Origin of the sequence: Algoriphagus yeomjeoni, assembly GCF_049821175.1 — a bacterium.
Taxonomy (GTDB): Bacteria; Bacteroidota; Bacteroidia; order Cytophagales; family Cyclobacteriaceae; genus Algoriphagus; species Algoriphagus yeomjeoni_A.
This window is the reverse complement of the sequence record NZ_CP187512.1, coordinates 3470086-3482601: the sequence shown is the minus strand read 5'-3', so window position 1 is coordinate 3482601 and position 12516 is coordinate 3470086. Positions and strand designations below refer to the sequence as shown.

Genomic DNA, 12516 nt, shown 5'->3' with positions numbered 1-12516 from the left:
CATTGATGTTTCTACTTAATCGCATGATTAATTCGGTTTATCAGGGTTTATCAATAAGATGATGAATTAAAGTGAGGACTTTGCTTCATCTTAGGCTGTAAAACTAGCCATTGACATACTTTTTGATTAGTCTCAAAACTTCAAAAAATAGCAAATTCCCTTCTTTTTGGAATATAGGAGTTTTTGTAACAGACTGATTACCAATTATAGGAGATTTTGTAAATCCTCAGCCTCAATTTGGTTCAGAGATTTCCGTTTGGAAACTGATTCATGTTTGATTAGTAAATATTACTTTATTGAACACCCGCTTTTGATCCAGTAAGGAGATTAAAGCATAATAATTAAGGTTAACTATAACGTGTAGGCGTCTTCGGTCACCCGTCTTCGGTCTTCTGACTGGATGAGCAAAGGAATTGTCGCTACTGGCATAACTCCGGTTAATCTGGTTTTACTTTACAACACATCAGCTTTCTTAACAAAATCCTTCGGAAGCTCCCCGAAGTGCTTTTGAAAGCATTTGGTGAAATAGGAAGGACTGTTGAACCCCACCATTTCGCTGATCTCAGCGATGCTATGAAGTCCGTCACCCAACAATTCTGCAGATCTTTTTAACCGGACAAGACGGATGTAGCCATTTGGCGTCAATTCGGAGATTCCTTTGATTTTGCGAAGCAAGCTGGATTGACTCATGTTAAGTTGGTCTGCGAGCTCTGAAACTCCAAAAAGCTCATTTTCTATATTTGCCAAAATCGCTTCATTGATCTTCTTCAAAAACTCCTCATCTGCCTTGGAATGGGCGATGGTATCAGAATTGACTAGTGGAAGGCTGGCAAAAGCTTTTTTGATCTGATCTCGGTGCTGCAGAAGGTTTTTGATCTGCAGGTAAAGAAACTCCAGTGAAAACGGCTTTTCCAGATAAACGTCTGCTCCCATTTCCAACCCGGTAATTTTAGCATTGATGTTGTTTTTCGCAGTAAGAAGCACCACAGGAATATGACTGGTATCCAGATCTGATTTGATATGTTCACAGAGTTTGTAGCCGTCCATCTCAGGCATCATTACGTCGGAAATTACCAGATCAATTGGTTCTTTTTTCATTACATCCAATGCCAAAAGACCATTTGCCGCCTTATGAATCACATATTTCCCTTTCAGCTTTTCCCCTAAAAACTGAAGCAACTCCTTATTATCCTCTACCAATAAAATAGCCGGGAGACTACCTTTCTTCTTTGATTTTGCAGGTAAAATAACTTGTTCTTCTTCATCACCTTTTACGACAGAAACTAAGTCATTCTCCTCTTCAAAATGTATGGCGTCTTTCTGCTTAATAGGTAGCTCCAAAACGAATCGATTCAGCTCGCGATCCTCAGCCATTATCAATGTGCCATGGTGCATTTCTGCCAGAGATTTTGCCAAGGGCAATCCCAATCCAGTTCCTTGATTTGCTTTGGAGGCATTGTTGTCCCCAATTTGGAAGAAAGGCTCAAAGATTTTTTCGGCCATTTCCTTAGGGATAAGATCGCCATCATTTGATATCTCAATTTGAAAAACTGACGGGGAAGAAGGTTCATATTCCAGTCGAATGTGAATCATACTTTCCGCATTTTTCAGGGCATTGATCAAGAGATTACTCAGAATTTTGATCACAGCTTCCTTATCCACATCTGCGAAAAGCGTGGCAGTCGACTTCTCCATGGTGAAGTTTAGACCGGATTGTACTGCGGTCACCTTAAATCTGTCATGAAGCTCCTGCAGTATTCCACATATTTCAGTTTTGAGAAAACTCAACTTAAATCCCCGCTGCTCTGTCTTCCGGAAATCAAGTAGCTGATTGCTGAGATCGATCAGGCGGTTTGTGTTTTTCTCTATGATCAACAGATCATTTTTCACTTCGGGATCAGTATTTCTATTCTTGCTCAGAATATCTTCCAAAGGCCCCTTTATCAGCGTTAAAGGTGTTCTAATTTCATGGGTGATATTCGTGAAAAACTCGATTTTGGCTTCGTAAAGCTCTTTTTCCTTCTCAGCTTCGAGTAAATTGATTTGAACCTGATGGCGATTATTCACTCGGTTTTTATAAAAGGAAATAATCCAATAAGCGAGTAAGATTATGGCCAGCAGATAAATAGCATAGGCTATAGATGTCTTGTAAAATGGCGGAAGAATCTCAATTTCTAGCTCGGTTTCCTGATAAGTATTTGAACCTTGGGCTTGTGGAGACCTGACCTGAAGTGTGTAGTTGCCAGGAGGTAAATACGAATAGGAAATAGCTTGGGATTCAGACATCTGTCTCCAGTCTTTTTCTAATCCTTTCAATCGATAGAGAAAATTCCAATTCTGAGAATTCGTATAACCCAGCGATGCTACTTCAAAAGTCAAGGAGTTTTGGTAGGACATCAGCGAGATTTTATCCGTGTATAAAATGGATTTTTTGAGAATTCCATCTTCAGGATCTATTGGGATTTCCTCATTGAACAGCTCAATACCGGTGAAAATAAGTTTGGAAGGGGAATTACTTGATTCGATTTTATCAGGTTGAAAAGAGATAAATCCTCCCTGCGAGCCAAAGTATAGTGTACCATCTTCTGCTTTGTATCCAGAACGATAATTGAAGGGACTCGGGATCAGCCCGCTTTTTTCATCATATAATTTTAATGCCTCACTTTCCGGATCAAACTGGATAAGACCTTTATTAGAAGTGAGCCAAAGTGCTCCTAAATCATCTTCCAGTATTTTAAAATAGGTATTTGCTGGAAATCCTTTTTCTATGGTGTAGGATGTAAAGGATTGATCTGCCTTATTGAATTTTGCGAAACCACCACCGGCAGTGGCGATCCAAAGTGTATGCCCAGAATCCTCAAATAGATCGATCACTGTCTGATGCGGAATACTTCCAGCTGTGGATGGGTCGGGGACGAACTGTGAAGTTTCTTCAGTGTCCGGGTTGAATCTAATCAAACCATCATTGTACGTCCCTGCCCAGATCGTACCAGATTCATCTTCAAGCAGATCATACACAAAGTAATTTCTGAACTCCTCTATTTTTCTAAACCGTTCATTACCTTTTTCAAAAAGAAAAAGGCCACTTGGGGTTCCAATCCAAATTCTATCACGGCTATCGGCAAGTATTGCAAAAGGATCATCATTCGTCAATCCGGACCCCGGTGTATTCGAGGTGATTTTTTTGATTTTTCCAGTTGAAGTATCCAGAATATTTACTCCTGTATTGAATGTGCCTATCCAGAGTTTGTCTCCTTGTTTTGCCAAGCCGTGGACGTTTCTATAAGGCAGCTCTCGATCCGAATCACCGGTAGGCAATTGCTCAAATTTTCCTGTTTGCGGATCAAAAAGATTCAAACCAGCATCTTCAGTTCCAATCCAAATCTTGCCGTCACCATTTCCTACAATTTCCCTTACCCGCATGCCACTTATAGTATTGGCATTCGTGATAGGGTAGTATTTCTCAAATTTGACCGCCTGATTTGGAAGGAAATCCACACCTCCAAAATAGCTTCCTACCCAGATACCTCCTTCAGTATCTTTCCAAAGTGAGTAGATCGCATTGTTGGAAAGGGAATAAGGATCATCCGAATTCTCTTGAAGATTTTGAAAGGTATTGGTCACAAAATCATAAATGAAAAGCCCTGATTCAGTGCCTATCCCAAGTTCATTTTGACTGAATTGGAACATATCACGGACGTATATTGGATTACCATTAGCATCCTTTGTGAGCAGATCTGTAATCTTTCCATTGCTTTTTTCGAGCTTTTTCACCCCGGCATTTTTGGTGCCAATCAACATAAAATCCCCCCAGTCCTGCAAGCCTAAAACCTGATCCTGAGAGAGCTTGCCATCTTCATCCATGTACATGGAGAATGTTTGACTATCTTCAATATATCGCCCAACTCCCTTCTCAAGTAGGCCTACCCAAACTACATTTTGATCATCCACTTTCACTGATGAAACACTGCCTGAAGGAATACTTCCTTTTTTAGTTGGGTCGTGGGAAAGAAGCTCCAACTCCTTTTTCTGAAAGTCAAACCTGAATATTCCCTGATTATTACCTGCAATCCAGATGTTACCAGCTTTGTCTTCAGCCAGAGAAGAGATAATGTTTACAGGAGATTGTCCGTCTGCTGTTTGGTATGGAAAAGCCGTGAATTTGTCCAGTGATTTGTTGAAGAGATAAATCCCCTCATCCGTTCCAAGCCAAAAGATTCCATCTCTATCCTCATGGATTACATGGACGTAATCACTCCCCAAATTATCTTCTGGATTCCCTTTTGAATCCGAATTGTACACTTTCCATCGCTGTCCGTCAAAGCGATTTAGTCCATACTTGGTCCCAAACCACATAAATCCTTGACGATCCTGAAAAATCGAAAAAACAGAGTTGTGCGAGAGACCTGAATTTATATCGTAATTCCGAAAATAGTAGCGCTTATCCTGCGCTAATGCATGACTGAAAATAGACAGGAGAATAATGAGGATTAGAAAACCTGCCATTCTACTTTTTGACCAGGTCATAGGATTTTGGGTTGTAATGCTGAAATTATCAAAATCCGCCTAGCTAGCTCATTTTGAAGTCAATAATTACATTCTCTGATGAATGATTGGAGAATTTTTATCATTTGATGACTGATAAGTTACAAAACTACCCTACTAGACTTTTCAGTTCGCAATCGATTTCGGATCAGTTTATCCAGATCTTATTAAATTCAGAATATTGATTTACTTTTTATAGAATTAACAACAAATTTTATACATAAATACTTGATGATTAACAAATAGGCAGAATTATATATTGATTTTTAGAGTTTTAGCAAGATTAACGAAAAGCTGAAGCGGTAAATCTTCTATTTTTTGAAGCATTAGTGATATAAGCTCGCCTCGGGGGAATTTACATTTATACTATCGGAAAAAGAGCCTTTTCACTTAAGATAAAGCTCCTATTCGATACTTATTTATTTACACATAACCCTCAATAAACCTCTATGCTAAAAACACCAACTCCCACTTAGCCTGAAGATCTAGCTTACTAGATTGTTTAAACGGGCTAACGCAGTGTTTTCCCTCTATTTCTAAATGTTTTAAAGTGCCTTTTTCAAGGCTTCATTGGAAAATATTGCCTAAACCGAACACCTATTTGTTTATATAATTTTTAACCCAAAATGAAATCATATGAAAAGACTTCTTCTCATGAAATCTACTCTGATGCTCCTTATAGGGATGTTAGCGGTACTGCCGCTACTAGCTCAGACCGGCACCACGATCCGAGGCACGATCCTCGAAGAGTCCTCTGGCGAGCCTTTGCCTGGTGTCAGTATCCTCGAAAAAGGAACGACTAACGGAACCGTCACAGATCTGGACGGTAATTTTGTCCTCGAATTAAAAAGTGATAATGCTTCACTCCGAATCTCATTTATAGGATTCAAAACCCAAGAAGTGTTAGTCGGAAGCCAGACAGAACTGAATTTAGAATTAGCAAGTGATCTTGGAAGCCTCGATGAAGTAATTGTCGTTGGTTACGGAGAGCAGCAAAAAGAAACTATCACTGGAGCTGTGGCGAATGTAACAAGTCGGGATATAGACAAGGTGCCATCAGCAACAGTCTCTGGAGCGTTAGCGGGTAAAATGGCAGGTTTGGCATTTCGCCAGCCAGACGGACGCCCGGGAGCTGGAGCTTGGCTTCAGATTCGAAATATGGGTACACCTTTGTTCGTAATTGATGGAATCCAAAAAGACGAAGGACAGTTTAACAACCTTGCTCCGGGCGATATAGAAAGTATCACCATTCTGAAAGATGCATCGGCGGCCGTTTATGGTTCCCGAGCTGCAAATGGCGTAGTCGTTGTGAAAACCAAGCAAGGCAAACGTGGCGAAACTCCCACTATCAATATCAATGGGTATTATGGAGTCCAAAACTGGTCCAGGTTCCCAGAAGGAGTGGATGCTTACGAATGGATGCTGGGTAGAGCAGATGCTGATATTAACCAGTTTGGTAATACCAATATCACTGCTGAGGAATTGGAAAAATGGAAGCAGGGTACTGAATATGGCTACAGGTCATTTGATTGGCAGGATTTTATTATCCAAGGAAATGCGCCTCAAAGTAACTTCAATGCATCTGTTTCCGGTGGATCAGAGCGCACGAATTATTATTTATCGGTAACCCGGTTTGATCAAAAGTCCGTGTTCTCAGATGAGTTTGAATTCAACAGAACAAATATCCAGTCAAACATCACCACTGATATTACCGACAAACTCACGATAGGCATGCAAATCAATGGTCGTATAGAAAATCGTGAAAACCCAGGTGTTCCAGGTGGAGATGATTACTGGCAGCCAAGGTTTGCGCTTTTCAGAAATAGGCCTACCGAGCGGCCATACGCCAATGACAATCCTGATTATCCTGCTAACATCAACAACATCGAGACGAATTGGGCACTGTTAAACTATGACCGTACCGGTTTTTATGAAAACAAGTGGCAGGTTCTCCAGACCAACTTTATCGCTGAATACGAGATAATAGAAGGACTGAAAGCCAAAGGAATGTATTCCTACTATTTGGCAGACAACATGTTCAACACCTTTGAATACACTTATGATGTATTTGGGTACAATCCTGAGACGGATGAGTATTTCAGATCAGGCGGGAATGACAATCCGTACCGTGACCGAGGTCAGACTAAAATCATGGAAAATGTATGGCAGCTTTCTTTGAACTACAATAAGACCTTTGCCGAAAAGCACAATGTATCCGCTTTCTTTTTGAACGAGCGGATCGAGAGAACCCGTCTTTATAATTTCCTGCACTCAGTACCAACCAATAATTACTTGGACATTATTGAGTTTGCTGATACAGACACTTATAATGACGAGCGTCAGGAAGAAGCAAGAATCGGCTATGTGGGCCGTGTCAATTACGACTATGCTGGTAAATACCTTCTTGAGGTAGCTGGTCGAGCAGATGCTTCCTGGAAATTCTCACCAGACAATCGCTGGGGCTTCTTCCCTTCAGTCTCTGCGGGCTGGAGAATCTCTGAAGAAGGATTTATGGATGATTTCTCCTCCAATTTGAATATGGATGAACTTAAAATCAGAGCATCTTATGGACAATTGGGTGATGATAACATTGGAATCGGCCCATTTGATTACCTCACAGGATACAGATATGGATCTTCCACGGTAATTGTAGACGGAGAAAATATCCAGGGGTCTGCAAATACAGGTCAGCCAATTGACAACCTCTCCTGGTATGTGGCAACTATAGCAGATATAGGGATAGACTTCTCCTTTGGCAGTGGCAAAATCACAGGGGCTTTGGATTATTTCAATAGAAAAAGAACCGGCCTCAGAGGTGTACGAAATGATATATTCTTACCGCTGGAGCTTGGCTATGGCTTGACAGATGAAAACTTAAATTCGGATTCTAATTCCGGTGCTGAAGCTGCTATCAATTGGAATGGAAGAGCAGGAGACTTAGTATTCAGAATTGGCGGCAACGTGTCTTATTCGAGAAGCAAATTTGTAGAATCCTATAACCCAACCTTCAGTTCATCTTGGGATCATTACAGAAACTCCCGCGAAGGTCGCTACAATGGTATTTTCTGGGGATATGAAGTCACTGGACAATTTGAGTCTTTCGAAGCAATCAACGATTATCCGGTTAATATCGACGGACAGGGAAACAAGACCTTGCTGCCTGGAGATTTGATTTACAAAGATGTAAACATGGATGGCAAAATCGATGGTTATGATGTTCGGCCAATTGGCTATCAATCCGGTGCTTTACCGAGCTTGAACTTTGGTCTAAACTTCAATTTCCAATACAAGGGATTTGACCTAACTGCTGATTTCTCAGGTGGAGGAATGTACTCTTACAATCAAAACTGGGAAATGCGCTGGCCATACCAAAACGGCGGAAACCTACTGGCCTCTATGTATGATGACAGATACCACAGAGAGGATATTTTGGACATCAACAGTGAGTGGATTCCAGGTAAAAACCCTCCATTGAGATTCAACACTGGTGGACATAGTAACTACAACAAGAACTCAACTTGGTGGCTGACTAATGTGAAATATCTGAGAATGAGGACACTTGAAGTAGGCTACACTTTACCTGAGAAATTGCTGAACAGATGGAATATGTCCAGAGCACGAGTATATGTGAGCAGCTTCAACCTGTTTGCGCTGGATAATGTGCATCAGTTCGGAATTGATCCGGAAGTAGCTGATGAAAATGGCTTGCAGTATCCACAGAATAAAGTGGTCAATGTGGGATTCAACGTGTCATTCTAATAAACCCGAACGAACAATGAAAAATTTGAAATATATATACCTAGTCATTTTCCTCGCATTTGCAGGATGTAACAATGACGAGTTTTTAGATAGAGAACCTACTGATATTCTTGGCGAAGACCAGGTATGGGCAAATGATGACTTAGTATTCTCCGTGCTGGCTGATCTGTACAATAGACTTCCAGATTATCAGGGACTGGAAAACTGGTGGGAATATGCCAATTTCGATGAGACTTTTGCCAGCAATGCAGGAGACTATTGGAGACATCAAAACCAAGAGTATGGCTATGGTGACTGGGGAATGTGGGACTACGGCTACATCCGTGATCTGAATCTTTTCATACGGAAATGTGAAGAAGCAACCGAAATTTCTGAGGAATCAAAAACCAGATTTTTGGCTGAAGCCAAGTTCATCCGAGCTATGGTGTACTTCGAACATGTGAAGAGAATGGGTGGCGTACCATTAATATTGGAGCCTCTAGAATACGACTACAGTGGTGACCCAACTTACCTCCAACATCCTAGAGCTAAGGAGCACGAAGTTTATGACTTTGTGATCGAAGAGATGGAATCTGTGAAAAATGATCTTCCAAACGGAAACACAAAATCCAGAGCAACCAAAGGTGCTGCATTGGCTCTGATTTCAAGGGCAGCTCTGTATGCCGGATCTATTGCCAACTATGGTCAATTGACTCCTGAGGTATCACTTCCAGGTGGAGAGGTGGGCATTCCTTCCAGTATGGCTGATGGGTATTATACCAAGGCTTTAAAAGCTTCAGAGGAAGTAATGGCTCTTGGAACATACGAGCTGTATGATCAGGACCCAGACAAGTCAGAGAACTATTCCAATATTTTCCTCAATAAAAACTCGAACAATGAGATCATTATGGCCAAGGACTTCCTAGTCCAAGGAAGAACTCACGGGTTCACCATCGAGAATATCCCTCGTTCATTAAGAGAAGAAAATACTTCCGGAGGAAAGATGAATCCATCGCTTAACCTGATCCAGTCCTACGAATTGCTGGACAATACTTTTGCAGAATTGCCAACAAAAGACGCATCAGGAAATCCTATTTATTACGATGATCCAATGGATATTTTCGAAGGAAGAGATCCGAGATTGATGGGAACGGTGATCGTACCGGGCTCGACCTTCCGAGGCAAAGAAGTAGATATCTGGGCGGGGTATAAGTTAGCTGACGGATCAGTGATTACTTCTGGCCAATTAGGTGGGCAAGCTACCCTCCCTGGAGGATCCGGTCTTCAGCAGGTTGTTGGTTTTGACGGCCCAATTGATCAATTGGAATGGTCAGCTCAAAACGGTTTTTACTTAAGAAAATATGTAGATACATCTGTAGGCTCTGGTCAAAGAGGTACTGGTTCTGCGGTTTGGTTGGTGAGATTCAGATATGCGGAAATTCTGTTGAATGCTGCTGAGGCTGCTTTTGAATTGGATCAGTTGGACAAAGCGGCAGAATACATGAATCAGGTGAGAAGAAGGGCTGGCTTCCCTATTGATTTGACGCCAAGCGAAATTGATTTTGACAGAATAGTGCATGAGCGTAAGGTCGAGTTGGCTTTTGAGAATCACATTCTATGGGACAAAAAGCGCTGGAGATTGGCACACCGAGTTTGGAACGGTGAGACCACAGATCTTACCAATAATCCTGGTAATGCTTTGGCAGTTAGTACACGTGTTTTTGGTCTGAAGCCATTCAAATATTATGAGCCGGGTTCTCCGAATCATGAAAAGTGGATTTTCGAAGAGTTTCTACCTGCCCCGGTTTTCAATGCACACAGATTCAGATTAGGAAATTACTATTCTCTAATAGGAGATAATGTGAGAAACAACAATCCGATGATTGTCAGAAATCCTAATCAATAAGTATTCCTCTAAACTCAATAAGTAATGAAACTAAATTTCAAAAATATACTGGGCATGATGGGAATAGTAGCTTCCCTAGCATCCTGTAAATATGACAATTACGATGAGCCTAGCTTCCAATTGGAAGGCAGGATCGTTTACCAAGGAGAGCCAATCGGCGTGAGTTATAATGACGTCTACATCGAGCTTTGGGAATCTGGCTGGCAGCGACTTGGCAATATCGGCGTCGCTGTTGATCAGGACGGCTCCTATTCTTCCCTTCTATTCAAAGGGGATTATAAAATGATCATTCCAAATAATCAGGGGCCATTCAGAAAGATCACTAATGATCAATCTGGTAATGACACAATTCCTATCAGTCTCACAGGAAGTCGTACCATGGACATAGAGGTGATGCCTTATTATATGATTCGCGATGCTTCCATCAGCGGTGGAACGGACAAAGTAACAGCGACTTTTGACTTAGAACAGATTATCACTGATTCCAATGCCAAGAATATACAGGAGGTTTCTCTTTACGTGAGTAAAACCTCATTTGTGGATAACCGAACCAGTATCGCTACTGCAAATAGAAGCGGAGGAGACTTTGAAGGTTTATCTTCCATCTCTATGGAAGTGAATGTTCCGGATAGAGTTCCTACTCAAAACTACGCCTATGCACGCATTGGAGTAAAATTAGAAGGTGTGGAGGATAGAATATTTTCGCAAATTGTCAAAGTAAATCTATAAGCCTCTTATGGATAAGCCGGCGATCCCAGCCAATGAGATGGATTCTGGGTGACCCGGCTATTTTATCTTATGTTTAAAAAACAAAATCTTATGTACTTATCCATTTGCCTTTTACTTGCTTTTGCTTCATGCTCAGGGACGAATGACGGTCAAGTTATAGACTCCGATAATCCGCAGCAAGCAGATACGCTCAACTATACAAATCCTGTTTTCGAGCCTGTATTGGCAGATCCAACAGTGGTTCAGGTAGGAAATGAATTCTATGCTTACGGCACGGAAGACAATTGGGGAGAGGAAGGTGGTTATCACCTGGTTCCTGTAATCAAATCAAAAGACTTGGTTAATTGGGAATTGGTGGGCAATTCGATGGACAAAAAGCCTGATTGGAAAGAACGAGGAGGCATCTGGGCTCCAGATGTAACTCAGGTAGGCAACCAATTTTATATGTATTATTCATTTTCTACTTGGGGAGACCCTAACCCTGGAGTGGGATTGGCAATTGCTGCCAAGCCGGAAGGACCATTTGTAGATCAAGGGAAGGTTTTTGACTCAGAAGAAATTGGCGTTGCGAATTCCATAGACCCATTTTACATCGAAAATAACGGGAAGAAATACCTGATGTGGGGAAGTTTCCATGGATTGTATCTAACAGAACTGACTGCCGATGGCAAAAATCCAACTGGTGTAAAAGTCCAAGTGGCAGGTAATCATCTCGAAGCTGCTTATGTCTTTCAGAAAGACGGATATTATTACTTGTTCGGTTCTGCTGGAACATGCTGTGAAGGAGCTAATAGTACGTATAGAGTGTTGGTAGGCAGATCTGAGAAGTTGGAAGGGCCTTATCTAGACAAGGATGGCAAAAGCTTGATGGACTCAGATTCCGGCACCTTAGTGGTAGGCAGAAATACAAGCGGAAATGGCTATGCAGGTCCAGGACACAATGCAGAAATTGTAACTGATGCTGAAGGTCAGGATTGGTTATTGTATCATGGAATGGCAAAACAAAAGCCTAAACTGAATAATGGTACGAATCGGCGAGTATTGCTTTTGGATAAGTTAATCTGGGAAAATGGCTGGCCAAGTGTGGCAGGTAGAGAACCTAGTATCACCATTCAGCAACCTCCCATTTTGGATTAGATTTATCCAAGAACCTGAAATAGAAGTATATAAATTTCAAAAAAGGTTTGGAGACATTTACATTTTGCTTTCAATAATGAAGGCCATTTTAGATTTACATTGTTAACTTGGCGTTTAAACTCATTTATTAACAAAAACCCAAACCTATTATGAAAAAGACTTACACTAGAAACACGACCAAAATCAAGCCTAGTCTGAAACAGGGCGTAGCAATCTCGGGAACTTTCATTGTCCCAAAACCTGCTAAAAATGTCAAGAAACCACTTTAAATCAGCCCTTGCACTATTTCTCAGTGCACAACTGATTTCTTGCAACCCTACCAACAACTCTAATAACTCGGTCACGACCGTAGACCGAATCCCCACAGAAAATACAAATCAATTTACTTCATCAACCGGGCGCCTTTGGCGCCCGGTTGATGATCAAGCTTCCCGAAAGGCCAGAAAGCTTTAGATTTTTCG

At 41.3% G+C, this 12516-nt stretch carries 5 protein-coding genes; 4 read left to right on the top strand and 1 reads right to left on the bottom strand.

Annotated elements, in window-relative coordinates; translation table 11 throughout:
• Positions 1-453: 453 nt before the first annotated feature.
• Positions 454-4527: a hybrid sensor histidine kinase/response regulator transcription factor gene (locus ACPUEN_RS13965; protein WP_425636514.1), complete on the bottom strand. Its 4074-nt coding sequence runs from the start codon at positions 4525-4527 to the stop codon at positions 454-456.
• 654 nt (positions 4528-5181) lie between these two features.
• On the opposite strand from ACPUEN_RS13965, the gene ACPUEN_RS13960 reads away from it, so the two are divergent.
• The 4 genes from ACPUEN_RS13960 to ACPUEN_RS13945 all read left to right on the top strand — a co-directional run bounded on the left by ACPUEN_RS13960 (position 5182) and on the right by ACPUEN_RS13945 (position 12055).
• Positions 5182-8304, top strand: a complete 3123-nt coding sequence (locus ACPUEN_RS13960) for a SusC/RagA family TonB-linked outer membrane protein (protein ID WP_425636513.1) — start codon at positions 5182-5184, stop codon at positions 8302-8304.
• Between the two features lie 16 nt (positions 8305-8320).
• The gene (locus ACPUEN_RS13955) at positions 8321-10189 is read left to right on the top strand and encodes a RagB/SusD family nutrient uptake outer membrane protein (RefSeq protein WP_425636512.1); all 1869 of its coding nucleotides are present in this window, start codon (positions 8321-8323) and stop codon (positions 10187-10189) included.
• 24 nt (positions 10190-10213) lie between these two features.
• Positions 10214-10918: a DUF3823 domain-containing protein gene (locus tag ACPUEN_RS13950; RefSeq protein WP_425636511.1), complete on the top strand. Its 705-nt coding sequence runs from the start codon at positions 10214-10216 to the stop codon at positions 10916-10918.
• A gap of 90 nt (positions 10919-11008) precedes the next feature.
• Positions 11009-12055, top strand: coding sequence for a family 43 glycosylhydrolase (locus ACPUEN_RS13945; RefSeq protein WP_425636510.1), 1047 nt, complete (start codon positions 11009-11011; stop codon positions 12053-12055).
• Positions 12056-12516: the final 461 nt, after the last annotated feature.

Bases quoted from the DNA above. Each gene is read 5' to 3' on its own strand.
- ACPUEN_RS13965 (WP_425636514.1), bottom strand. From the start codon at position 4,527: ATGACCTGGTCAAAAAGTAGAATGGCAGGTTTTCTAATCCTCATTATT.
- ACPUEN_RS13960 (WP_425636513.1), top strand. From the start codon at position 5,182: ATGAAAAGACTTCTTCTCATGAAATCTACTCTGATGCTCCTTATAGGG.
- ACPUEN_RS13955 (WP_425636512.1), top strand. From the start codon at position 8,321: ATGAAAAATTTGAAATATATATACCTAGTCATTTTCCTCGCATTTGCA.
- ACPUEN_RS13950 (WP_425636511.1), top strand. From the start codon at position 10,214: ATGAAACTAAATTTCAAAAATATACTGGGCATGATGGGAATAGTAGCT.
- ACPUEN_RS13945 (WP_425636510.1), top strand. From the start codon at position 11,009: ATGTACTTATCCATTTGCCTTTTACTTGCTTTTGCTTCATGCTCAGGG.